Origin of the sequence: Rhizobium sophoriradicis, assembly GCF_025200795.1 — a bacterium.
GTDB lineage: Bacteria > Pseudomonadota > Alphaproteobacteria > Rhizobiales > Rhizobiaceae > Rhizobium > Rhizobium sophoriradicis.
This window is the reverse complement of sequence record NZ_CP104157.1, coordinates 137,350-160,531: the sequence shown is the minus strand read 5'-3', so window position 1 is coordinate 160,531 and position 23,182 is coordinate 137,350. Positions and strand designations below refer to the sequence as shown.

The 23,182-nt window shown below is 57.6% G+C and carries 19 protein-coding genes and 5 pseudogenes; 18 read left to right on the top strand and 6 right to left on the bottom strand.

Features of this window, described 5'->3' with window-relative positions:
* Positions 1–42: 42 nt before the first annotated feature.
* The 5 genes and pseudogenes from N2597_RS33505 (at position 43) to N2597_RS33845 (ending at position 4,324) form a co-directional block, all read left to right on the top strand.
* A pseudogene (locus N2597_RS33505) lies at positions 43–1,102 on the top strand (ABC transporter ATP-binding protein).
* A gap of 73 nt (positions 1,103–1,175) precedes the next feature.
* On the top strand, positions 1,176–3,224 hold the full coding sequence (locus N2597_RS33500) for a bifunctional aldolase/short-chain dehydrogenase (protein WP_011427331.1): 2,049 nt from the start codon (positions 1,176–1,178) through the stop codon (positions 3,222–3,224).
* Positions 3,225–3,333: 109 nt separating this feature from the next.
* Positions 3,334–3,582, top strand: a pseudogene (locus N2597_RS33855) (glycerol-3-phosphate dehydrogenase); the annotation flags it as partial.
* Positions 3,583–3,653: 71 nt separating this feature from the next.
* Positions 3,654–4,145 (top strand): hypothetical protein, encoded by a 492-nt coding sequence (locus tag N2597_RS33850; RefSeq protein ID WP_406550283.1) that lies wholly within the window; start codon positions 3,654–3,656, stop codon positions 4,143–4,145.
* A 26-nt stretch (positions 4,146–4,171) separates the two neighbouring features.
* Positions 4,172–4,324 carry a hypothetical protein gene (locus N2597_RS33845; RefSeq protein WP_406550282.1) on the top strand — a complete coding sequence of 51 codons (153 nt, stop codon included), beginning with the start codon at positions 4,172–4,174 and terminating at the stop codon, positions 4,322–4,324.
* Between the two features lie 272 nt (positions 4,325–4,596).
* On the opposite strand, the gene N2597_RS33490 is transcribed toward N2597_RS33845, so the two are convergent.
* The 5 genes and pseudogenes from N2597_RS33490 to N2597_RS33470 form a co-directional block, all read right to left on the bottom strand.
* Positions 4,597–4,902 carry an FAD-dependent oxidoreductase gene (locus N2597_RS33490; protein WP_011427333.1) on the bottom strand — a complete coding sequence of 102 codons (306 nt, stop codon included), beginning with the start codon at positions 4,900–4,902 and terminating at the stop codon, positions 4,597–4,599.
* A gap of 77 nt (positions 4,903–4,979) precedes the next feature.
* On the bottom strand, positions 4,980–5,792 hold the full coding sequence (locus tag N2597_RS33485; protein ID WP_011427334.1) for a Ulp1 family isopeptidase: 813 nt from the start codon (positions 5,790–5,792) through the stop codon (positions 4,980–4,982).
* 130 nt (positions 5,793–5,922) lie between these two features.
* A pseudogene (locus N2597_RS33480) lies at positions 5,923–6,159 on the bottom strand (hypothetical protein); the annotation flags it as partial.
* A complete protein-coding gene (locus N2597_RS33475; protein WP_063503098.1) occupies positions 6,117–6,335 on the bottom strand; it encodes an acyl-homoserine-lactone synthase in 219 nt (72 codons plus the stop codon). The pseudogene N2597_RS33480 and the gene N2597_RS33475, both read right to left, overlap by 43 nt.
* A 13-nt stretch (positions 6,336–6,348) precedes the next feature.
* On the bottom strand, positions 6,349–6,552 hold the full coding sequence (locus N2597_RS33470; RefSeq protein ID WP_063503099.1) for an acyl-homoserine-lactone synthase: 204 nt from the start codon (positions 6,550–6,552) through the stop codon (positions 6,349–6,351).
* Positions 6,553–6,917: 365 nt separating this feature from the next.
* Between N2597_RS33470 and repA the strand changes: the two genes are divergently transcribed.
* The 8 genes and pseudogenes from repA (at position 6,918) to N2597_RS33430 (ending at position 15,477) form a co-directional block, all read left to right on the top strand.
* On the top strand, positions 6,918–8,126 hold the full coding sequence (gene repA / locus N2597_RS33465; RefSeq protein ID WP_011427337.1) for a plasmid partitioning protein RepA: 1,209 nt from the start codon (positions 6,918–6,920) through the stop codon (positions 8,124–8,126).
* Positions 8,126–8,794, top strand: a complete 669-nt coding sequence (gene repB / locus N2597_RS33460; RefSeq protein WP_341356289.1) for a plasmid partitioning protein RepB — start codon at positions 8,126–8,128, stop codon at positions 8,792–8,794. Before repA ends, repB begins: the two co-directional genes overlap by 1 nt.
* Before the next feature lie 611 nt (positions 8,795–9,405).
* Positions 9,406–10,668 carry a plasmid replication protein RepC gene (repC, locus tag N2597_RS33455; protein WP_011427339.1) on the top strand — a complete coding sequence of 421 codons (1,263 nt, stop codon included), beginning with the start codon at positions 9,406–9,408 and terminating at the stop codon, positions 10,666–10,668.
* Between the two features lie 533 nt (positions 10,669–11,201).
* Positions 11,202–11,608: pseudogene (gene tnpA / locus N2597_RS33450) on the top strand (IS66-like element accessory protein TnpA).
* Positions 11,605–12,249, top strand: coding sequence for an IS66 family insertion sequence element accessory protein TnpB (gene tnpB, locus N2597_RS33445; RefSeq protein ID WP_341356288.1), 645 nt, complete (start codon positions 11,605–11,607; stop codon positions 12,247–12,249). Before tnpA ends, tnpB (N2597_RS33445) begins: the two are co-directional and overlap by 4 nt.
* The gene (locus N2597_RS33440; protein ID WP_341356287.1) at positions 12,249–14,333 is read left to right on the top strand and encodes a recombinase family protein; all 2,085 of its coding nucleotides are present in this window, start codon (positions 12,249–12,251) and stop codon (positions 14,331–14,333) included. Before tnpB (N2597_RS33445) ends, N2597_RS33440 begins: the two co-directional genes overlap by 1 nt.
* 28 nt (positions 14,334–14,361) lie before the next feature.
* Positions 14,362–14,449, top strand: a pseudogene (tnpB, locus tag N2597_RS33435) (IS66 family insertion sequence element accessory protein TnpB); the annotation flags it as partial.
* Positions 14,450–14,865: 416 nt separating this feature from the next.
* The gene (locus N2597_RS33430; RefSeq protein ID WP_011427344.1) at positions 14,866–15,477 is read left to right on the top strand and encodes a hypothetical protein; all 612 of its coding nucleotides are present in this window, start codon (positions 14,866–14,868) and stop codon (positions 15,475–15,477) included.
* A gap of 344 nt (positions 15,478–15,821) precedes the next feature.
* Here N2597_RS33430 and N2597_RS33425 read toward each other — a convergent pair whose 3' ends face one another.
* Positions 15,822–16,082 carry a hypothetical protein gene (locus tag N2597_RS33425; RefSeq protein ID WP_133118182.1) on the bottom strand — a complete coding sequence of 87 codons (261 nt, stop codon included), beginning with the start codon at positions 16,080–16,082 and terminating at the stop codon, positions 15,822–15,824.
* A 52-nt stretch (positions 16,083–16,134) separates the two neighbouring features.
* Here N2597_RS33425 and virA point away from each other — a divergent pair, with 52 nt between their 5' ends.
* From virA to virB5, 5 genes are all read left to right on the top strand, one after another.
* Positions 16,135–18,645: a two-component system sensor kinase VirA gene (gene virA, locus N2597_RS33420; RefSeq protein ID WP_011427346.1), complete on the top strand. Its 2,511-nt coding sequence runs from the start codon at positions 16,135–16,137 to the stop codon at positions 18,643–18,645.
* Between the two features lie 199 nt (positions 18,646–18,844).
* Positions 18,845–19,582, top strand: coding sequence for a type IV secretion system lytic transglycosylase VirB1 (locus tag N2597_RS33415; RefSeq protein ID WP_011427347.1), 738 nt, complete (start codon positions 18,845–18,847; stop codon positions 19,580–19,582).
* A gap of 139 nt (positions 19,583–19,721) precedes the next feature.
* Positions 19,722–20,048, top strand: a complete 327-nt coding sequence (locus tag N2597_RS33410; RefSeq protein WP_011427348.1) for a type IV secretion system protein VirB3 — start codon at positions 19,722–19,724, stop codon at positions 20,046–20,048.
* The gene (gene virB4, locus N2597_RS33405) at positions 20,048–22,417 is read left to right on the top strand and encodes a type IV secretion/conjugal transfer ATPase VirB4 (RefSeq protein ID WP_011427349.1); all 2,370 of its coding nucleotides are present in this window, start codon (positions 20,048–20,050) and stop codon (positions 22,415–22,417) included. The genes N2597_RS33410 and virB4 overlap by 1 nt, the downstream gene beginning before the upstream one ends.
* Positions 22,418–22,433: 16 nt before the next feature.
* Complete coding sequence (gene virB5 / locus N2597_RS33400) at positions 22,434–23,096, top strand: pilin minor subunit VirB5 (protein ID WP_011427350.1); 663 nt, start codon at positions 22,434–22,436, stop codon at positions 23,094–23,096.
* Positions 23,097–23,182 lie beyond the last annotated feature (86 nt).

Here is a 23,182-nt window from a genome sequence, read left to right as displayed (position 1 = left end):
CCTCCATCAGGGGCAGGCTGCGCAAACGGAGTTAACACCCCCATGGCGACCGTGGTATATCAGCGCATCGGAAAGTACTTCGGCGCCTTTACGATCATGCGAGACATCTCGTTCAAGATTGAAGGCCATGAGTTCGTTGTTCTGCTCGGGCCGTCGGGCTGTGGCAAGACGACTTTGCTGCGCATGACGGCGGGCCTCGAGACCGTCACGGAAGGCGACTTGCTGATTGATGGCAAGCGCGTGAATGACGTGCACCCGCGCGACCGCTCGATCGCGATGGTGTTCCAGAACGCTTTACCCGACGATGAAGGTCTACGACAATATCGCCTTCTCTCTCGAAGTCGCCAAAGTGCCCGCCGCGGACATCAAGAGGCGTGTCGAGTGGGCCGCGGCGACGTTGAAGCTGACGGATTATCTCGGCCGCTACCCGAAGGAGCTTTCCGGTGGTCAGCGCCAGCGTGTCGCCATGGGCCGCGCCATGGTGCGTGAGGCAGCGGTGTTTCTCTTCGACGAACCTCTTTCGAACCTCGATGCGAAGCTGCGCGCGCATATCCGTACCGAAATCCGTCAGCTGCACAACCGGTTGAAAACCACCACCATCTACGTGACCCACGAGCAGGTCGAGGCCATGACAATGGCGGGCAAGATCGTCGTTATGCGTGCCGGCAAGATCAAGCAGATAGGTTCTAACGACGACGTCTATGACAGGCCGGAAAGCAAATATGTCGCGGATTTCATCGGCTCCTCGGCCATCAACTTCCTCCCCGGAACGGTCGTCGTGGCCGATGGCGTTCCCGCCGTCGACACGGCGACCGGACGGGTGCCGCTGGATGCGTCCACGCGGGAAAAGCCGGGGCAGTCGGTCGTGATCGGATTGCGCCCGACCGATCTCCAGGTCGATCCCGCCGGACCGCTTGCGGCTAAATCGATCCTGCTGGAGCGTCTGGGGCATGACGCGCAGTTGTTCTGCGAAGGGCCGGATGGCCGGTTCGTCGCGGTGGTTGACAAGGCCGCGCGGCTCGCGCCCGGAAGCGACGTCCGCTTCACCGTGCCCACGTCCAAAGTTCACGTTTTCGATACTGCTACCGAGGCGCGCATCTAGGTTCGCGGGCTCTTCCAATCACAGGTTTATCGCGCCGTGCCGGACCCGCCGGGCGGTCAGGAAAGGAACTTTTATGAAATCGCGCTGGTCGGTATCCGAATTTGCCTCGGTGGTCGATGGATACGTCGCCAAAGGTATCAACCGTGACCTCGCCATCCGCACCTACACGACCCGGTTGCTCGGCTGCGACCCGGAACTGGTTCTGCATGGCGGCGGCAACACCTCCGTCAAAACCGTTCTGACCGAAATGGATGGATCCGAGGTCGAGGTGCTCGGCGTCAAGGGCAGCGGCTGGGACATGGGCACGATCGAACCCCAGGGGTTGCCGGCAGTGCGTCTTGAGCCGTTGCGCGCCATGGTCGGCTTCGAAACGCTCTCCGATGACGACATGGTGATGCTACAAAGACGATTGCTGATCGATCCCTCTGCCCCCAATCCCTCCGTCGAGGCGATCCTGCATGCCCTGCTCCCGTTCAAGCACATAGACCACACCCATGCGAACGCCATCGTATCCCTGACCAACCAGCCCCATGGCGAAGACATCATCCGCGAGCTCTTCCCGGACTCGATTATCGTTCCCTATGTCATGCCAGGCTTCGATCTCGCCAAGGTCTGCGATGCTGCCTACCGCGCCAATCCCAAGGGCGATGGCATGATCCTCTTAAAACATGGCATCTTCACATGGTCGGAAGATCCGCGCACTTCCTATGAGGATATGATCGCGAAGATAGATCAGGCAAAAAAACGTATCGCCAAGGGGAGGGCGAAGCCGTTCCAGAGCGTCAGCGTACCGGGAGGACTGGCCGATACTGCCGATATTGCCCCGATCCTGCGTGGTGCGCTGGCGGTCGACACGGGCCAGGACGGCGAACCCAGACGCTTCGTGTTGGAACACCGCTCAAGCGAACGAATCCTCGATTTCTGCAATTCGGACAAGGTGGAAAGCCTCGTGCGCCGTGGCAATGCGACCCCGGAACACGTCATTCACATCAAGCGCTTTGGCGTGGCGCTCCCGGCGCCCCGGAAAGACAAGCTTGAGGAGTGGGCTGCCACGGTGCAGGAAGCGGTTTCCAGCTATGAGGCCGACTACAAGGATTACTTCGCCCGCAACAATCTTCGCGCGGGCGGGATCAAGCGAATGCTCGATCCGAAGCCGCGTGTCTTCTATGTTGCTGGACTGGGCCTCTTTGCCGCCGGCGCGGCGCACAAGAATGCGATAGTGGCTGCCGATGTCGCGGAGGCAACAATCGAGGTCATCAGCAATGCCGAGGGGATCGATGCCTTCGAGGCCCTTTCGGAAGCCGATCTCTTCGATATCGAGTATTGGTCGCTTGAACAGGTCAAGCTTATCAAGGTCCAGGAAAAGCCCTTGACACGGCAGGTAGCGATCGTAACGGGTGCGGCAAGCGGCCTCGGTCTGTCGGTCGCCGAAGCGTTAAAGGCGGAGGGCGCCGATGTCGCGCTGTTCGACATCTCGGAAGAGCCGCTGAAGGTCGCCGCGAAACGTCTAGGTGCGCTGCCCGTCGTCTGCGATGTGACCAACCCCGATGCAGTAGATCGCGCCGTGGCGGAGGTTGCCCGTCATTACGGCGGCGTCGACATCCTGATTTCCAATGCCGGAGCGGCTTTTCAGGGCAAGCTTCTCTCCGTCGACGAGGCCACGTTCCGCATGGCGTTTGAGCTGAATTTCTGGGGCCATCACTATGTCGCCCGGGCTGCCGTTCGCATCATGGAAAAGCAGGGAACCGGCGGTGCCTTGGTCTTCAATGTCTCGAAACAGGCGGTCAATCCGGGTGCTGATTTCGGTCCCTATGGCACGTCCAAAGCAGCGCTGATGGCGCTAATGCGGCAATATGCGGTTGAACACGGTGCATCCGGCATCACGTCGAATGCGGTCAATGCCGACCGCATTCGTACCGGCCTGATGACCGACCAGATGGTGGAGGATCGCTCCAAGGCGCGCGGCCTGCCCCCGGAGGAATACATGCGCGGCAACATGCTGAAGCGGGAGGTGACCGCCGCAGACGTGGCCGCCGCCTTCCTGCATCTCGCCAAGGCGCGCGCCTCGACAGGGGCAGTTATCACCGTGGACGGCGGAAACGTCGCCGCGATGATGCGATAACGCGCAAACGGCTTTTTCGTAGGCGGCGTGCCGGTCATCGCCGCCATCATCATATGGCATTGGAAGGACATCGGGCATAGCAACCATCCTCATCCTGGGCGCAGGCGTCATGGGTTCGGCCCTCGCCGTTCCCGCGACCGATAACGGGCACACCGTCCTGCTTGCGGGAACACCGCTCGATGCTGCCATCATCGACCGGCTCAAACAGTGGGGTGGCATCCATCCCGAGCTGGACGCACCCCTTTTCGATGCCGTGCAAGTCATTGCCGGTGGGGAACTGACGCCAGCGCATGTGGAGGCTGCCGATCTCGTTGTCGTCGGCGTGTCCAACCCCGGTATCGAGTGGGTCGCGGATCGGCTGAACGGGCTGCTCGTATCGGAAATACCCATCGCCTTCGTGACCAAGGGCTGGACCGAGATGGCGGCCGCGTGGTCACCTATGCCGAGACCCTGCCGCGCCGCATCGAGAGGATGTCGGCTTTCATTGGCATCGGCGGTCCCTGTATCGCGAAAGAGCTGTCCAACCGCTTTCCGACCCTCAGCGTTTATTCTGGCCGTGACCGCGAGGCGACGGAGCGAGCGGTGGAACTGATGCGCACGCCTTATTATCGTCTTGCGATCACCGACGACGTGACAGGCGTGGAGGCCTGCGCGGCCTTGAAAAACTTCTTTGCCATCGGTGTAAGCGCCATGCAGACACGCTATCCGGACCCGACGCGACCGGACGGGCAATCCAAAAACCCCACCGCTGGTGTGTTCAATCAGGCAATGCTGGAAATGGCCTCGCTTTGCGAGCGTATCGGCGGGCACCGCGCCACAGCCTTTGATCTTGCCGGTCTCGGCGACTTGCATGTCACGGTCGGCGGCGGACGCAACAGTAGGCTCGGTCACGGGGGCTGGGGCACTCGGTTTCCGAAATAAAATCCGGTGAGCTTGCGGGTGAAACGGTGGAAGGCATCGACACGGCTGGCGTTGTTCTCTCCCTGCTGCATCAAATCGACAATGCGGAAAACGAATTTCCATTGGCGACCGCCATCACCAATGCCGTGCAGGGAGACGCGAGAATGGTCTTTGATTTTAGCAAGCTCTGCACGCAGTAGCTCGGTCGCCTTGAACTGAGTGCTGCGGTGACGATCGTCAGGGTGCGGCGCCCTTCGCCCAACCGGGAAAGAGCGATGCAAGCTTTCCCAGTGCATCTTCAGCAAGCACCCGATAGGTCGTTATCTTGCCGCCAAGGACCGAGAGAAGCGGGGCCTTCCCCGGACCGCCATCAAGCTGCGGCAAATTGTCGCGCGTGGTCTCCTGGGCGTTGGCCGCGCCGTTGTTTAAGCGCCTGTACGACCGAATAGCTCCAGACCACATTCGGCGCGTTTCACATCCTTGCCAAATAGGAAGAAACTGCCTGCACGAGATAATCGATTTCTTCCGACGAAGCCGCGACGTTCTCGGGAGCAGCATCGTAATCACGATCGGTCGTGCCCACGAGCGTAAAGTCGTCTTCATAAGGAATGGCGAAGAAGATGCGACCGTCCGGATTCTGGAAAATGTAGCAGCGGTCGTGATCATAAAGCCTGTTGACGACGATATGGCTGCCCTGAACCAGCCGGATACGATCATTCGTCTTCAGACCAACGACATCGGAGATGACATTGGCAACCCAGGGACCGGCAGCATTCACGAGGGCTTTCGCGCGCGCCTCCGATTTTTCGCCGGGCTAGCCGTTCGGTGGGCCTATTAATGCGGGCGCCCTGAAGCTTATCGCTCCCTAAAGCGTTCTCTGCTTCTCGAGGAAGACGCCACTTCCACTCGTGCGTTACTTGGGGCCGTGAGGCGGTCCAGTAAAGCCTGCCGGTCGGCGACGAGGGTGTCGAGGTGCAGCGGCTGGCTCCCGGGCCGTTCTCCATCAGCCAATCGCGCGGCCAGCGCCCTGGTGGCGTCCACGACAAATACCCCGCAATCGTAGCTGTTGTCCTGCTGGGCCATCCGCACTCCATCCAAGCGGGCCCCCAGACGTGCTGCCAGCCCCTTTGCAATGGCGCTGTTCAGGGTGCCCAAGGAGTCGTAATGATAGGCGACCGGCTGGCGCCCGCGCAGATCGACAAACAAAAGCGACCAGTGGGTGCCCCCCGCGCCAGTCCCAGCATTGTTGACCGGAAGGAACACGAAGCTGGCCGTGCCGCTCCCGAAGTTGGCTCTGCCGCCATCGATGATGTCGTGGAAAGCGGCGGCCGCGTCGGCCGGGTTCCGAGCCATGCGCAAGAAATGGGCCACCGCAGGCGCCACCAACCGTGTCCGGGCGGCGATGTCGGGACTGGCCCTGCGCAGCGCCTCGCCAAGCAGTGCAAAATCGGCCGCGATATGCTCGTCTTCGAGCAAAGGAGGGATTGGCGCGCTCCCGACTAGCCGGTTGTCACCAATATGTTCGGCATCAAAAACCGTGTGGGTGACTGATTGGTACCCCGCCTGTTGCGCGTAGGAAGTGACAGGACCTGCCCTGACTTGATCTTCAAGCCTGATCTGCCGGTTCCCCGTTCCAAAAGCAGCCCTCCTGGTGTCGATGGGCGACAACTCACTGACATCCGCCAAATCGGATTCGGCTAAATCGGGAACGTCCTTGGGGCTTGCTTGCGATGACCTCTGCGCCTCCGCTGAGGTACTGTATTCAAGGCCGCCAAGCGCCGCATCGGCTGGACGGCGTTTGCTTGCGGATCGAGATGGCGCCACCGTCGGCCGCTGCCGGCGGTAGGACGATTTGGCTTCGCTCCCCTGTTGGCAAGGCTGCGGAGAGCATCGGGTTTGCTCGGCTGATGAACTGGTTCGTCGCGCCAGCAACGCGTTCGCCGATGTTCTTGATCTCGGCCGCGGTCAGCGACGGAATTTCATGATACTCCATCACATCGGAATACGCACCAAGCCTTTGGCTTGGTTGATGGCCTGTTGCTCGGTCAGCTTCGTCGGCCTCGTGAGCCCGGTCTTGACCTCGGCATAACCATTTGCGAGGCACCACTCGATGATGCCCGCAAACCTGGTCAGCGTTATCTCATGTACTGAACCCGATCGCCTGCGCTCTTCAAGGGTCGTATCAACGCAGAAGCGGGAGCTCTTGACCATCGCCGGTGTGCGTTCAGCCTGTCCTCCGGTAGCCGTTGTTGGAAGCGGCAACGATGTAGGTTGGGTCTAGAGTCTCGAAGCCGGATGCTTGGCCGTCTACAACCTTGACCTCCCAGCCTAGCCGCTCCGAGAAGACGCGAGCGCGTAGCTGGTGGTGTTGGTGAAGGAGCTGAGTTTTGTGGACATTCCGCGGTTTACTGAGCGCGAACACCTGCATGAATTTCGCCGTCGTCGTTGAAGTCGGCACAAATCGGAGTCGGCCGCTAGTTGTAAATCTTACAAGGCAGATTCGGTCGTGAAGAATGGTGAAAGCGATCGGCGTGTGCTGGAATTGCGTTTCGATCGCACTTAGAGATGCGTTACGGTTGTAGGATTCATAGTAAAACAATTGGCGACACTGCTTGGAGGATAGCATCCTAAGTCTCTGTATTTATAGGAGGTCTGCCCTTGGGTGGCAGAGGTTTTACCCGCTGGTTCGTAACCGTTGGTTAACGAAGTATGGTTTGACGCAATCTGGGAATCGGGTAACTGCTTATCGACGGAAAATCACTGACGATCGCGAAAAAACCGTCGTGAGGAAAAATGATAACAAACCAGCAGCAGATCCAACAAGCTGAATCGTCGGCGATGAAGATCAGGCGACAGTCACAGTTGTTGTCTTCGCAACTCCAGTCAATTCGCGAACGACTTTATGAGCCTGAGGCTGCAAAATCCCTTAAAACTTTTACGTCGCGCGAGGTTGCTGCGCTACTCGGCATTGCGGAATCCACGCTACGCCAGATGTCGCTTGACGGTGAGAGCGCTATCCCCGACCGACAGGACAACGGCCGGCGGATCTATACGCTTCACCAGGTAAATCAGATACGTGAGCATCTCGCCCAAAAGCGTCCAAACGAAGCACTGGTGTTCTTGCCCCGACGCCGGGCGGGTGACAAGCTACAGGTTGTTGCCGTCGCAAACTTCAAGGGCGGCTCGGCTAAAACTACCACAACCGTGCATCTGGCGCACTATCTGGCAATCCGGGGGCTTCGGGTGCTTGCAATTGATCTAGACCCGCAAGCATCATTGTCGGCAATGTTCGGATACCAGCCCGAGTTCGACGTTGATGAAAACGAAACTGTCTATGCCGCGATTCGTTACGATGATCGTCGCAGGTCTGTTCACGAGGTAATCAGACGAACCTATTTCGCAGGAATCGATTTGATCCCGGCAAACCTCGAGTTGATGGAGTACGAACACGAAACTCCGCATGCTATCGCGGATGGCTATGGGCGAGGAGACGAGATCTTTTTTCGCAGGCTTTTGACGGTCATCAGCGAAGTTGAGGCGGACTACGATATAGTCCTTGTCGATGCCCCTCCCCAGCTCGGTTACCTTACGCTCGGCGCCCTCTGTGCTGCCACCGCGCTGCTTATCACAATTCATCCAGCAATGATTGACGTTGCCAGTATGAATCAGTTTCTAGCTATGATGAGTGATCTCATGGGCGTGATCGAGAAACGCGGCGGTACACTCAGCCACGATTTCATCCGCTATGTGATCACGCGACACAACCCCAACGACGGTCCTCAAGTTAACGTCGTCACTTTGTTACGCTCCCTGTTTAAAGAGGATGTTTTGGCTCCGGCTGTTGCCGAGACTACTGCGATTGCAAGTGCCGGGCTTGAAAACAAGAGTCTTTATGAATTGTCAAGGGGTGTCGGACGCGATACGCTTAGTCGCGCACTCGAGTCGGTGGATTCGGTCAATCGCGAGATTTTCCATCATATCAAAAACGTGTGGGGTAGATGATGGTCAATCCCAAAGAGCGAAACCAGCGAATGAAGAGCCTGTTTGCTCAGGTCGATACGGAGGTCCTTGCTAAGCAATCGGCACCCTCACGCGCCGAGCAGGAAAAGCGGCGAGTCGGTTCGGCGGCTGTAAAATCAATGGATCGTGCCTTCGTCTCGATCGAAGATGAGAACAGGCGCCTTCATGATCAGTTGCTTTCGTGTGAATCGGTTATCGAACTCGATCCCGATCGAGTCGCCCCGTCGTTTATCAGCGACCGCTTGGATATAGAGGGCGATGGTACGTTTCAAGCGTTTGTCGAAGGGATTAGAGAGGCCGGGCAGAAACTTCCGATCCTCGTGCGTCCCTTGGCTGGGAGGCCAGGTCAATACCAGGCTGCATATGGCCACCGGCGTCTTCGCGCTTGCCAGATACTTAAACGCCCCGTCAAGGCGATCGTACGCGAGCTAAGCGACGAGGAGCTTGTTATCTCACGGGGTATTGAGAACTCGGAACGACTCAATCTATCCTTCATCGAGCAGGCCCTGTTTGCCTTTAATCTGAAGGAGCGGAAGTACTCGCGGGAATTAATATCGAACGCGCTTGGACGTAAAGAGGGCCAGCGCCTCGCCTCGATATCGATTCTTACAAATACCGCGGCCCTGATACCTGAGGGACTCATCCGGTGATCGGCCCGGCGCCGTCGGTTGGACGTCCAAAATCGGAAAAGCTGGGCGCTCGCGTCCACAATCGAATCCTGAACGCCCGGCAAAGGGAAATCTTGGCGGAGCTGACTGCGTCTCCAGCATGGGCTCAGTGCCGAAGCGACCAGCGGTTCGCGCTCATCATGGAAGCGTTTGATCTTTCTGCAAAAAGCAAACCGGATATTGTAGAGTCGCCTTGGACGATGGCATCGTCATAGTAACGAGGCGTACCGATAATTCGACTCGCTTTTCAATTCCTGACGATCGACTTCCGGGGCTTTCGGACTGGCTGCTGCAACGGCTACCCGATCTCTTTCAGGAGTTCAAAGACGACAAGGGAAGGGTTCTGGAATGATCTAGAAACGAGAAATGGAAAAAGGGCCTATCGACTGCAATCGACAGACCCTTCAATCACGGCCAACGGAGCATCTCGGCACCGTCAACGTCAGCTCTAGCGGGCTAATTCTAAGACGGATAAGGGTGTTAATCAAGTCGCTGTAACTGTCAGGGACGGTTTTTTTGCGCTTAGCTTCCGGCGGCTTCCTGAAAAATCGCATTATTGGGACTGCGATCGAGAGATCCGCAGCAGGATAGCTATGACTGAAGCTTTGTCAGTGGCGTCGTTCCGACGCGTGACTCCTGGAATTGCCGCAAGTGCACGTCTTGCAATGGCAAACGACATACCAGATACGACAAAATCGGAAATGGCTTTGCTCCTGAAGAAGGCTGCTCCAGTTTTGGGCATAGATGGCACGACGTATCATGTAATGGATATCCTTCTCGGTCTTTCCCAGGCCGATGACTGGAAAGGCTCTGGGCGTCCAATCGTGGCCATATCTAATGCGAAACTCGCTGAGTATACGCTGCGCTCGCAGCGCACCGTAATGCGATGCATCCGACGGCTCGTAGAGGCGGGTGTTGCAGCCTACCGGGACAGTTCGACAGGTCGGCGCTTTGTATATCGCAACGATAAAGGCGAAGTGACGGCTGGCTTTGGAATTGACTTCACACCATCCCGTGTAAGGGCTGGCGAACTTAAGCAGGCGGTGATCCAGTACCATCAGCAATTGAACGCCGAACTCGCTGCCAAACGCGACATCAGCCGCCTGTCGCGTGCGATTGAAGATCTCTGCCTGTCCAATCCCTCGCAGATGACGACTGAAAGATCCGAGCTCGAGTCCATACTGGCGGGTGGGGGCGGGTTGGTTGAACGCGCAAATCGTATAAGTTCGCTTCACGAACAGGCGTTGGCTGCATTGGCGCCGGAGGACATTCCGTTCCGTTTGTCATGCGAGGGTGACATTGATGACAGCGCTAATATCAATACAACCCATGAATCAGAATCTGAAAGTAGAAAATTGCGGGCCCGCTCTACAGAGCGGGAACAAATTAGCAAGAACGACCGCTCCGCGGTCGAAATGGCTTTTAAAAGAAAGTCTCGCGAAGCGGAGGGGGTTAAGCAAGACAACGGAAGTTGCGATGGCCGCGACTCTTCCACGATCCAAGGGGAGGTTTTGGGCTCTGTGTCAGTTGGGCTCATTCGCGCGGCGTGCCCCGGTGCTCAATCAATGATAGGCCAAGAGTTCGAAAGTTGGTATGCGATCGGCCGGTCAGGCGAAACGCTGCGCAGGATGATAGGGTTGTCCGAAGCAGGTTGGGCAGATGGTCAGAAGAAAGTGGGCCAGTACGCGGCAGCGGCGATCTTAGCGACCGTGCTTGAAAAGTCAATTCGAGATCCGGAGCAGATTTCCAGGCCGGGGGGCTATTTCCGGGCCATGATAGATCGAGCGATCGTCGGAAGGCTGAACCTGGAGCGGAGCCTTTTCGGACTGGCAGACAGCAGGTATGAAAGTTCATGAGAGGAGTAACAGCTGTTACCTGTCCGGCCGGCCCAACAACTGATCGCTTGCGTCCATATGTGCGGCCTGTTGTTGCGTTCGCACATGAACGCTGGCCAAGATGGTTTCCGCAACACAGGCCCAGACATCAAGTCGGCCTTGAGGGTCCAAAGGGATGCCCAGAGTATCCTGTGTCCCGGATCGATCGATCACACCATCTGCTATTATCTTGCAAGTTGTCGTATTACCAACACGTGGTGAAGATCACGTTTCTCCTCTCGAAACAGAGATTCATGCGACTTCAGGTCGCACTCCGGCGTCAAGGACGACGCGGTCTCCCCCAATTTTTCCGCCGCTGCGCTTCTCAGAAAAATCGGTTCCCCCGCTTGCCGCCGCTGGCGGTCGCGTTCCGCGATCCCTGGCCCCTCGCGGCTACGGTGCGGTCTCCTTTCGTCAGAGACAGAAAGGAGAAACTGATATGTCCGATGACTGGTACGTAAGCGTCCGAGGAGCGCCGCCTTGAGCGCGTAGGATGAATCTGTCGTTTTGTGGCTATGGACAGGCATATGGACAGTTTTCGGACAGCGGTGAGCCGGCTTGAAATCATCGACATGGGGCGTCGGCGGCGTTTTACCGCCGAAGCGAAGCTGAAGATGCGTTTTCTGGCCATCGTCGCCAGGTTTCCGCGACGGCGGCGAAGCATGGGGTTTCCCGCTCGCAACTGTATCGCTGGCGTCAGTTGGTGCAGACCGGCAATCTGGGCAGCATTCGGATTGAGGGCTTCGTGCCGGCGTTGATCACGCCGGACGCCCCTGCGCCCGTGCCGGCTGCATCGAAGCCGGTCGCGGGTGGTGGTCGTATGGAGGTGCTGAGCGCGAACGGCCGGCGCGTGATCGTCGACCGTGACGTAGACGTCGCTGTGCTGCTGCGCATCCTGCGCGGGCTGGAGACGTTGCGATGATCCCGATCCCGACAGGCGTTCGGGTGTGGCTGGCGACGGGCCATACGGATATGCGGTGCGGGTTCCCGTCCTTGGCGCTGCGGGTGCAGGAGGTGCTGAAACATGACCCGCTGGGCGGTCATCTGTTCTGCTTCGGGGCAAGCGCGGACAACTACCGACATTCTGCATACGTTTCCCGTTATTCGACGATTGCCTATCCTTGGCACCCGCTGTTCGGGAGGAAAGTGCAGGTCTCACCGTTCAGGCGTGGCAAAAGTTTAACCTGCATCTACACGGATGAGCGTCCAGATCTGTGCCGCGAGTTGCCGAATTGGATGTTCGATCAAAGCTATTGCACTACCATGGCGCTAGGGCTGCCTGAGATCAGCATTGCCGGTCTCAACGAATTGGCAGCGGCGCTGGCATCGTTCGGCGCGACTCACGCAATAGGAGCAAAATACCGTCCTTCGAGGAAGAAGGAGAAGGAGAAGGATGATGCGAAGCAGGCGACATCAAAATCGCGACCAACTCGTTCTGCAGTTGGAGCGCCAAAATCTACAGGTTCCGGCGGTCAAGAACGTCAAAGGGTTGGAGGAAGCGCTGGCGGATCTTCTGCTGGAAGCTTTGGACGCGAACAGAATGACGAAGACGGGAGGCGTTGATGAACACGAAGATCACGCCTGACCATCTTGGCCGCGCCGCTGTGGTCTATTTCCGCCAGTCCACAATGACTCAGGTCACCGGCAATCTGGAAAGTCAGCGCCGGCAGTATGATCTGGCTGGAGCTGCCGCAACGACCGGCTTTGCATCGGTGACCGTAATCGATGACGATCTCGGCCGCTCCGGCTCAGGCAGCATGGAACGGCCTGGATTCGAACGGCTTGTGGCACAGGTTTGCTCCGGCGATGTGGGAGCGGTCTATTGCATCGAGGCATCCCGCCTGGCGCGCAATGGCAGGGACTGGCATCATCTGATCGACCTTTGCGCCCTTGCCGGTACGCTGGTCATTGATCCGGATGGTGCCTATGACCCGCGGCTCGTCAACGATCGTCTGCTGCTTGGATTGAAAGGCACGATGTCGGAGTATGAGCTTAGCTTGATGCGTCAGCGCGGCATCGCAGCACGCGGTTCCAAGGCTGGACGCGGGGAACTGCGGTTCATGTTGCCGCCGGGCTTGTGCTGGAGCGAAGTGGGCAAGATCGAGATCGACCCGGACGAACATGTGGCTGAGACGATCAGGCTTGTCTTTGCCAACTTCCGGGAGCTGGGAAGTGGACGACAGGTCTTTTTGTGGCTGCGGTCGGCCGATATCAAGATGCCGGTCGTTCTGCGCAATGTGGACGTCTGCAAGCTCGTCTGGAAAGCGCCAGCGTACCACAGCGTCATGCAGATCCTCCACAACCCACTCTATGCAGGCGCCTATGCCTTCGGAAGACGCGCACAGCGAACGCGGATCATCGATGGTCGCGCTCGCAAAGCCACCGGGGTGCGCAAACCCCGGGATGAATGGAGCGTGTTGCTGCGCGACAATCATCAAGGTTACATCAGTTGGCGGGAATACGAGGAGAACCACAAGCTCCTGGCCGAGAACGCGCACATGAAGAAGAACTGCGATCGCAAGTCAGCGCGTGGCGGCCGTGCCCTTTTGACCGGGCTGATGCGATGCGGTCGCTGTGGCCGAATGATGCGCGTCTTCTACGGCAGCGCGAAGGGCAACGCGCATCGCTATCAGTGCCGCGGCGACGATGCACACGTGGGTGTCGGCCTTTGTATCGGCATTGGCGGCGTCAGGGTCGATCGCGCCGTTGCGGTCCAGATTCTGGAAGCGGTGTCTTATCGTGCCGTCGAAGCGGCAATCTTCGCCTCGGATCAAGTCGAGCGGTCCCGAAGAGATGGCATTGCGGCACTCGAGCGGGATCTCGAAGGCTCACGCTACGAAGCGCTGTTGGCCAGTCGCAGGTATGAGCTTGTGGACCCGGCCAAGCGGCATGTTGCACGCGAACTGGAGGCCCGATGGAATGATGCCCTGGAGCGAGTGGGCGTGCTTGAGCGCAAGATCAAGGACCTGTCCGCGCTGTCAGCAGCGCGCCCCGTCATCGATCGTGGCCGACTCCTGCAGCTTGCCCAGGATCTCCCGACCGTCTGGAATGCGCCCTCCACTGAGACGAGAACAAAGCAGCGGCTCATTCACATCCTGGTTCAGGAGATTATTTGCGATCTCGACGATGCGACCAACGAGGCGGTGCTGTTGATCCATTGGACCGGAGGTCGGCACACAGAGGTGCGTGTGGCGCGCGTCAAGACCGGAAGATATCCTGCTGAGCTCGCACCATCGGCCGTCGAAGCACTGCGCAAACTGGGCGGACATTGGCCAGATCGGGAACTCGCGGTCTCCCTCAATCGGATGCTTTGCAAGACAGGTAATGGCGAGAGCTGGACGGCCGTGCGTGTTCGTGACATGCGCGAGCGTCTGGGAATTCCCGAATATGATGCCACCAAAGTGGAGATACCGATGATCAGCTTGATGAAAGCGGCGGAGAAACTCGGTATTTGCGTGGGATCGGCCAAAAGCCTGGTGCAGAGGAATTCTTCCTGCAACGCAAATCCTTCCTGGCTCGCCGTGGATGGTTCCGGTAGATGCGTTAACCTCGGAAGCCGTCCAGGGGTGCAGGGTGTCGTCGATCGACGCCCCAAGTTTTATGAAGATTATCAATACGATAAAGTCGCCCGGTTGCCCGGAATTTGATGGAGGGATGCATTATGAAGCGCACTGTGGTGATCTGATCAAGGTCGTTTGGCACGATGGCCAGGGAGCCTGCCTGTTCACAAAACGGCTCGAAAGAGGCAGGTTTAAATGGCCTTCGTACTACGTCCATCAACTCGCAGTGCTTGCGGGTTTCAGGCTTATCGTCCTCGCCAATCGCATCGACTGCGCGGACGCATTCTTGCTGGAACTGCATGACGAGCTCGCCGAGGGTTGCGGCAGACAATGCAAAAGCATCGATGCGAAGCTTCAAGGATCTTGTTTCCCATTTGCTTTGTTCTCGACTGCCTACACGCACCTGGAATCCGGGTCTACTAAAGCCTTGGGCCGGGCGCCCCCCGGATTCCGCCATACCTTACTCCCAGCGCCTCCTGAGGAATGCGCGCCACTAACGATCAGTGAGTCTACGGCTTTTGTCTTGATCCCAACGAAGTGTTTCTAATGAAATACAAAATGCCTTGATGGATCGCGCCTGAGGGGTAATGTGATTGAAAGAAACAAGAGGAGCTCAATTATGGATAGTTCCACTCTGCAAGGTGGCGGATCCGGAACTGTAGCCGCGCATGACGCCCGCGAGACACAATTGCTTGATCTACCCGACTCGCTGCTGACGGAAGTAGCGAAACGTTTGACTACAGAAAATCCAGTCGAGACAGCGGAAAATGTCGCAAATTTTAACGAAACTCATGCCTTGACCAGCCTTTCGACTCGAACAGAACCTTTCGAGACGTTTAAATCGCGCCTCAAAATACTCAGCTATCATGCGAAACTGCTGCCTCACACGGTTAGGCACGCACCAACACTTCCAGACGGGGAACGGCTGACTGAAAACCAACTGGCACGCATGCAAAGCGAAGTTGCATATCGTCCAGTGTTGGGCACCGCGTATACCCATCACGCTGGCCAAGCTCCAGAACGGTTGGCAGGGACCGACTTGGCCCGTAGAATCGAGGGCATCTCTGACGAGGTCTTCGACGTGGCGGAACCCGTAATGTTTAGGGAGATCTCCGCTCATGAGTTGATGCCGAAGATTCGGCCGATCGCCAAATCAATTAAGGAAGCCCATGACGGTGCGCGAGCGGAATTGATGTCTGCGGATAGGCAGAGGGAAGGACGCGGTCGATAATATTTCCCGCGCCGCTACAGTGCCTTAAAGCATGTCGCGCAAAAGTGTGCAGCGGTTTTGCGGCAACGACATGCGTTAAAACAAAGAGCTAAAGCGCGTCGCATGAATCAAGTTTGACGCGACGCGCTTTAGTTGCAAACATTCCAATTGACGGGCTAATGCGTCCGTCGGAATCATACGAAGCTTCCCGGATAATGTCGTGTTCGAATTCTGATGAAAAGTCGGCGACGACGCTCTGTACGCACGATTAAAAACGCGTCCCTAGTGAGGTATCCCATTACGATGGCTGGCGCAGCGGCTGATGGCCCGCTCAAAATGACAAAAGCGCCGAACGGGCAGCTGTTTTAACGATTGAGTGTGGCTGGCAACGGACGACCGTACCCGCTACGCCTGCCATGTAACTCACTCGGAGATGCATGATCAACCGCTTTGCTTTCTTCAACGACGGCATCTTCGGACGATGACGGCGACAACTCCTCTGTTTCTGGCAGACGCGCAAAAAATACTCCTGCGACCGGAATATTCTTCGGCATGCGGACCAATATTTCATTTGAAACCATTTCACGCGACCTTTGCACGTCGCGACCATTTACAAACCCTGCCATGCGGTAAGCGTCGCCCGGGTGGTCAATCGCCGGCGCGGGGAGGTATGTACGGATGAATGAAAGATATTCACCGACTCGCCAGAATTTCAAAATGGGTGCAAGGTCGTGGTCTATCCCAGCCCTCACCGTTACTGCGGTGATCTTTGGCGTGATGGCAGTTGTATGCTGGCAGGACAACGAAACCAATTGGGCAATCCTTACCCAGCTGCGAGCGATCAATATCGACAGCGCCTCGTTGCAGCGGGATGTCCTCCGCGCCCGTACCGGTATGGTTACGACCTACCGGCCCATCCTTTCCAGGTTAGGAAATTTGCGAAGAAATCTGGAAAATCTTAAGCTGCGGTTTCAACAATCTCCCCTTTTGAGCGGCGACGATTTCTCTCAAATGCTGAACCAGCTGAAGGTGTCCGTGGACACGACCGATGCTGCCGTCGCAACCTTTGGCGCGCAGAACGTCCTCCTGCAGGATTCGCTGGCCAGCTTCACCCGCGCGCTCAGCATTCTTCCAGGACCGTCGTCTACGGATCAAAGGGGCCAATTCCTGAAACTGGATAACCTGATGCTGCAGTATATACGTCAGCCAAGCCCAGCTCTTTCGGGGGCGATTAGCCTTGAACTTGACAGGATCCAAAACACCCGCGGTGCAGATGAAGCCACGTTGCGCATACTTTCGCGCGAGGGGCCAATTATTCTGTCGCTCTTGCCCCGGGTAAACGATGCGGTAAACGTGATTCAGATCTCCGATGCCACTGAAATCGCCGAAAGATTGCAGCGCAGATGTCTGGAGGCGTACAGCTTGGAAAGCGTGAGGGAGCAGCGTGCACGAACCTTCCTGGGTTTTGTTGCGGTTTGCCTCTGCATCTACATCATTTCACTGGTCTACCGGCTACGCCGCAAGACTGACTGGCTAGCGAGGCGGCTGGACCACGAGGAATTGATCAAGGAGATCGGCGTTTGTTTCGAAGCTGACGGAGTCTCGGCGCCATCGCTTGAGTCCTCGGCGCAAGTTGCGCTTGAAATTATCCAGCGCTTCTTTAATGCCGATGCATGCGCGCTGGCACTGGTGGACCACGGCGACAGGTGGGCTGTTGAAACTTTCGCCGCGACGCTTCCTTTGCCGGTATGGGAGGACCGGACGCTACGCGAAATGGTCTCGCTTGCCAAGTCGAATGAACGGGCGTCGGTGTTTCGCGTCATGCCGACGCGCAAGACTGGCTGTTTTTCGCGGGAAATTCCGGGCCTCTCGATACTTCTGGCACATAAATCCACGGATCAGTTGATAGCAATTTGCTCCCTGGGCTACCAAAGCTATCATCTGCGAGCGAGTGCTGGTGAAATTCAGCTCCTCGAACTCGCTACGGCCTGTCTATGTCATCACATCGATGTGCGGCGCAAGCAAACCGAATGTGGTATTCTTGGGAGACGCCTGGAGCATGCGGAACGCCTTCAGGCAGTCGGAACACTCGCCGGTGGAATAGCGCACGAATTCAACAACATCCTGGGCGCGATCATCGGGCACGCCGAAATGGCGCAAAATTCATTGCGTCGATCTTCGGTCGCGCGAAAATACATCGAGCATATAATCTCTTCGGGCGACCGGGCCAGGCTCATCATCGACCAGATTCTGACGTTGAGCCGAAAGCGGGAACGCGTGATCACGCCGTTCAGTGTCTCGGAACTCGTGACGGAAATCGCGCCATTGTTACGCGTTGCGTTGCCACGCAACATCGACCTCAATTTCCGGTTTGACGACAAACGGACCGTGGTCGAGGGAAGTCCTCTTGAGCTTCAGCAGATGTTGATGAATCTATGCAAGAACGCGTCACAAGCCATTAATACTGACGGTCGGATCGACATCGTCGTTGACCGGATTGTATCCGGACCGAAAGCACTGGCGCATGGTATCATGCCAGCCGGTGATTATGTTCTTCTATGTGTCAGTGATACCGGTGAAGGCATTTCCGAGGCTGTCCTGCCTCACATTTTCGAACCGTTCTTCACCACGCGCGCTCGTTGCGGTGGTACTGGCTTGGGGCTCGCCGCCGTCCACGGGCAAGTCAGCGGTTTTGCAGGATACATTGATGTTGCTTCAGCCGTTGGCGAGGGGACGCGTTTTGACATCTATCTGCCGCCATCCTCTAGGGAACCCGTCAGTCCCGACACATTTTTCGGCCGCTATGAAACGCCGCGCGGGAGGGGCGAGACAGTAGCACTCGTTGAGCCTGATCTCGTCTTGCGGGAGGTTTACGAGGACAATATCGCAGCTCTGGGCTATGAGCCTGCTGGTTTTAGAACATTTGGTCAGTTTCAAGACTGGATTTCGAAAGGCAAACAAGCCGATCTGATTCTGATCGACTACTCGTCCCTTCCCAGAAATCAGGCTGCGATTGCCCTGCAGCCGGCTTTCAAGACCGCCGTCATCGTCATTGGAGAAAGTGGCCTGAACATGTCTTCCCTGGGGGACGACATGTTGAGCGCCCTGTTTCTGCCGAAGCCCTTATCTTCCAGAACCATGGCGTATGCAATTAGTCTCAAGATCAGGACACAGGGTGCTATCCGGTGATTTCCCGCACCGGAGAGCTGTGTCTCCAAAGGGCGGGCTCTCAATGCCTATTGTGAGCCGGCCGCGCGCTTCATATGACATCGAAAATAAAAAATCGAAAATCCTAGTGTAACCGAACTGCCGATAATCGTGAGCATCAAACTGCGGCATCTTTTCCAACGAAGAGGGCCCGCTTTGGTGACGATTTGAGGAGACTGGAATGCTCAGGGAAACGGTACCGCTTTCGATCGTCATGCTGGTCTGGGTGTGCCCGCCGAGCGACGCGGCGCCGCTCTCTTTTGACGAGTTCAATCGTTTCGCTCGCGAATGCGCCCCCTCCGTTGCACCATCTACGCTCGCGGCGATCGCAAGGGTCGAGAGCCGCCTTGATCCGCTCACTGTACATGACAATACCACGCGCGAAACGCTTCGCTGGAACAACCACGCACAGGCAGCACAGGCCGTGATGGAGCGCCTCAAGGCCCGGCACTCGCTCGATGTCGGTCTCATGCAGATCAATTCTGGGAATTTCTCCGGTCTGAGCCTGTCAGCCGCCCTTGCCCTTGACGCATGTACCTCATTGTCCGTCGCGGCAAAACTGCTTGGTCGCAGTTATGCAGGGGGCGAAACGCCCAGTATGAAGCAACTGGCGCTTCGCAAGGCAATCTCGGCCTACAACACCGGTGACTTCACGCACGGCTTTACGAACGGCTACGTCCGAAAGGTCGAACTCGCCGCTCAACAACTCGTCCCGCCGATCACCGGGCGAACAACGGATGATCGCGATAAGCCGCGATCCGAAGAAACATGGGATGTTTGGGGCTCATACAAACGTCTTTCTCCCGAGGGCAAGTCTGGCGGCGCGTCCGGTGCGCCAACTGTGCCTGACCGGGACACTCGCAGGATCGAAGACGACGATCGACTGCCGTTTGACTTGGATCAAGGAGGTCAGCAATGAGGCAATGCATATATAGATGTCGGCTAAACCTGAATCGGGTCGCGCTCTCGAACGCCGTGATTCGCGCCGTATCCGGTTCTGCATCTAGCATGGGAGGGGCAATGTGGTGGAGCATTTTTTCCTCAAGCCCGGCCGGCTGATGAATGAGCGTCTCGAAGAAGCGACCCTTTACCTGGCAGCGACACGACCCGCTTTGTTTCTCGGGGTGCCGCTGACTCTGGCGGGGATATTCATGATGTTGGGCGGTTTCGTCATCGTTGTCGTCCAGAACCCGCTCTACGAAGTGGTTATCATACCCTTATGGTTCTCAGCACGACTTGTCGTGGAGCGAGATTACAACGCGGCAAGCGTCGTCCTGCTATTTTTGCAGACGGCCGGAAGGAATGTCGATGGTCTGGTTTGGGGTGGCGCAAGCGTCAGTCCGAATCCAATCAGGGTTCCCGCAAGAGGCAGAGGAATGGCGTAATGCTCGGCACAAGTGGCACGACCGAAAGATCCGGTGAAGTCTATCTACCCTACGTCGGACACCTCAGCGACCATATCGTCCTTCTCGAAGACGGCTCGATCATGACCATGGCACATATCAGCGGCGTGGCGTTCGAACTCGAGGATGCCGAAATGCGCAATGCGCGTTGTCGTGCATTCAACACGCTCCTGCGCAATATCGCCGATGATCATGTGTCGCTATATGCTCACCTAGTGCGTCACGACGATGTGTCGCCAGCACCGGCGCGACATTTTCGCAGCGCTTTTTCTGCCAGCCTGAGCGGAGCCTTCGAACAGCGGGTCCTGTGCGGCCAGCTTCTTCGCAACGACCACTTCCTCACGCTAATGGTCTTTCCGCGGACAGCGCTCGGGAAGGTGAAGAGGAAGTTCGCCAAACTCTACATGAAGAAGGAAAATGAACTCGCAGGCCAGATCAGGCACCTGGAAGACCTTTGGCATGTCGTTGCCGGTGCTCTTGAAGAATACGGCCTGCGACGCCTCGGCGTTCGCGAGAAGCAGGATGTACTTTTCTCGGAGGTTGGAGAGGCGCTGCGGCTCGTCATGACCGGTCGATTTGCACCGGTACCGGTCGTCAGCGGCTCACTGGGCGCCTCGATCTATACCGACCGTGTCATTTGCGGGAAGCGGGGGATCGAGATCCGGACGCCTAAAGAAAGTTACGTCGGATCGATCTACTCGTTTCGAGAATACCCCGCGCGAACGCGACCGGGTATGCTCAACACCCTGCTGTCCCTCGATTTTCCGATTGTTCTGACGCAGAGCTTTTCATTCCTGACCCGCGCGCAAGCGCATGCGAAGCTCAGCCTCAAGTCGCGCCAGATGCTAAGTTCCGGCGACAAGGCCGTTACCCAGATTAGCGAACTGGCCGAAGCGGAGGATGCATTGGCCAGCAACCAATTTGTTATGGGATCACACCATTTGAGCCTCTGCATATATGCGAAGGATCTTGAGAGCCTCGCCGACAAAGGAGCCCGGGCCCGGACGCGACTTGCGGATGCGGGAGCCGTCGTTGTCCAGGAGGGCATAGGCATGGAGGCGGCCTACTGGTCGCAGTTGCCGGGCAACTGCAGATGGCGCACACGCCCGGGAGCCATCAACTCGCGCAATTTCGCCGGCCTGGTCTCATTCGAAAACTATCCCGAAGGTGCCCGCTCTGGACATTGGGGCGATGCGATCGCGCGCTTCCGCACCAACGGTGGAACTCCATTCGATTACATTCCCCATGAGCACGATGTCGGCATGACGGCGATATTCGGTCCGATCGGCAGGGGAAAGACGACGCTTATGACATTCATACTCGCCATGCTCGAGCAGAGCATGCTCGAGCGTGAGGGTGCGGTCGTCTTCTTCGATAAGGATCGTGGCGGTGAACTGCTCGTTCGCGCCACCGGAGGAACGTATCTCGCGCTTCGCAGAGGTGTGCCCAGTGGACTGGCCCCGTTGCGCGGCCTGGAAAATACAGCAGCCTCACGTGACTTTCTGCGGGAATGGCTTGTCGCGCTCATAGAGAGCGATGGGCGGGGCGGAATATCCCCCGAGGAGAACCGGCGGCTGGTGCGGGGTATCCATAGACAGCTGTCGTTCGATCCCCCTATGCGCTCGATCGCGGGGCTGCGCGAATTTCTGTTGCACGGGCCTGCCGAAGGGGCCGGAGCAAGACTGCAGCGCTGGTGCCGCGGCAATGCGCTGGGCTGGGCATTCGACGGCGAGCTTGACGACGTTAGGCTGGACCCTTCGATTACCGGTTTCGACATGACGCATCTGCTCGAATACGAGGAAGTATGCGCTCCCGCGGCAGCATATCTCCTGCACCGTATTGGAGCGCTGCTCGACGGGCGCCGGTTCGTGATGAGTTGCGACGAGTTTCGCGCCTATTTGCTGAATCCCAAGTTTTCAGCCGTCATCGACAAGTTCCTGCTGACCGTACGCAAAAACAACGGGATGCTGATACTCGCGACACAGCAACCCGAACATGTTCTGGAATCGCAACTGGGCGCAAGCCTGGTTGCCCAGTGCATGACGAAGATCTTTTATCCGTCGCCTACGGCAAATCGGTCGGCCTACATCGATGGACTGAAATGCACCGAAAAGGAATTCCAGGCGATCCGCGAAGAGATGGCTGTGGGCAATCGAAAATTTCTGCTCAAACGGGAGAGCGGAAGTGTCATCTGCGAATTTGATCTGCGCGAAATGCGAGAATATATCGCCGTACTTTCGGGACGTGCGAACACAGTGCGCTTTGCAGATCAACTGCGCGAGGCACGGGGAGAAGACCCCTCTGCCTGGCTGAGCGAATTCATGAACCGTTACCACGAGGCAAAAGACTGATCAAAGGTGGGAAACCATGAAGATGTCGAGACTAGTTACTGCGGCTGTTGCCGGTAGCCTTCTTTCTGTCGTACCTGCCAGGGCGCAGATGGTTGTCAGTGACCCGGTGGCAGATGCCGAAACACTGGCGACGGCGCTCGCAACGGCAGATAATCTCGCCCAGACCATTGCGATGGTGACGATGCTGACGTCGGCCTATGGCGTGACCGGCTTGCTGACCTTACTCAACCAGAAAAACCAGTATCCCGCCACGAGGGACCTGGATACCGAAATGTTCTCGGCGCAACGGCCCGCGTCGACCACGGCGCGTGCGATCGCCGGCGACGCCGACCGTACCGTGACTGGTAGTGACGCTGAAGCGGACCTGTTGCGGTCGCAGATCACCGGTGCTGCAAACAGCACGGGAATTGCAGCCGACAACCTGGAAGCGATGGACAAACGACTGAAGGCGAATGCGGAAACTTCAGCACAGCTTTCCCGCTCCCGCAATATAATGCAGGCAACTGTCACCAATGGGCTGCTCCTGAAGCAGATCCACGATGCAGCGATTCAAAATGTCCAGGCGACCAGCTTGCTGACCATGACCACTGCGCAGGCGGGCCTTCATGCGGCGGAAGAAGCGGCCGAACAACGCAAGGAGCACCAGAAGACCGCGGCCATCTTCGGGGCGCTGCCATGAGGACGCGCAACCTGTCAGTGTCGCCGATTCGCGCGCCGGGGACGCCAACAGTCCTGCCCGATACTCCGTGACAAGACAGTCGAGAT

Excerpts from the sequence above, each read along its gene's own strand:
- N2597_RS33500 (WP_011427331.1), top strand. The coding sequence starts at position 1,176 with ATGAAATCGCGCTGGTCGGTATCCGAATTTGCCTCGGTGGTCGATGGA.
- N2597_RS33475 (WP_063503098.1), bottom strand. The coding sequence starts at position 6,335 with ATGGTCAAGAGCTCCCGCTTCTGCGTTGATACGACCCTTGAAGAGCGC.
- N2597_RS33470 (WP_063503099.1), bottom strand. The coding sequence starts at position 6,552 with ATGCAGGTGTTCGCGCTCAGTAAACCGCGGAATGTCCACAAAACTCAG.
- repA (WP_011427337.1), top strand. The coding sequence starts at position 6,918 with ATGATAACAAACCAGCAGCAGATCCAACAAGCTGAATCGTCGGCGATG.
- repB (WP_341356289.1), top strand. The coding sequence starts at position 8,126 with ATGGTCAATCCCAAAGAGCGAAACCAGCGAATGAAGAGCCTGTTTGCT.
- repC (WP_011427339.1), top strand. The coding sequence starts at position 9,406 with ATGACTGAAGCTTTGTCAGTGGCGTCGTTCCGACGCGTGACTCCTGGA.
- tnpB (WP_341356288.1), top strand. The coding sequence starts at position 11,605 with ATGATCCCGATCCCGACAGGCGTTCGGGTGTGGCTGGCGACGGGCCAT.
- N2597_RS33440 (WP_341356287.1), top strand. The coding sequence starts at position 12,249 with ATGAACACGAAGATCACGCCTGACCATCTTGGCCGCGCCGCTGTGGTC.
- N2597_RS33430 (WP_011427344.1), top strand. The coding sequence starts at position 14,866 with ATGGATAGTTCCACTCTGCAAGGTGGCGGATCCGGAACTGTAGCCGCG.
- N2597_RS33425 (WP_133118182.1), bottom strand. The coding sequence starts at position 16,082 with ATGGCAGGGTTTGTAAATGGTCGCGACGTGCAAAGGTCGCGTGAAATG.
- virA (WP_011427346.1), top strand. The coding sequence starts at position 16,135 with ATGAATGAAAGATATTCACCGACTCGCCAGAATTTCAAAATGGGTGCA.
- N2597_RS33415 (WP_011427347.1), top strand. The coding sequence starts at position 18,845 with ATGCTCAGGGAAACGGTACCGCTTTCGATCGTCATGCTGGTCTGGGTG.
- N2597_RS33410 (WP_011427348.1), top strand. The coding sequence starts at position 19,722 with ATGAATGAGCGTCTCGAAGAAGCGACCCTTTACCTGGCAGCGACACGA.
- virB4 (WP_011427349.1), top strand. The coding sequence starts at position 20,048 with ATGCTCGGCACAAGTGGCACGACCGAAAGATCCGGTGAAGTCTATCTA.
- virB5 (WP_011427350.1), top strand. The coding sequence starts at position 22,434 with ATGAAGATGTCGAGACTAGTTACTGCGGCTGTTGCCGGTAGCCTTCTT.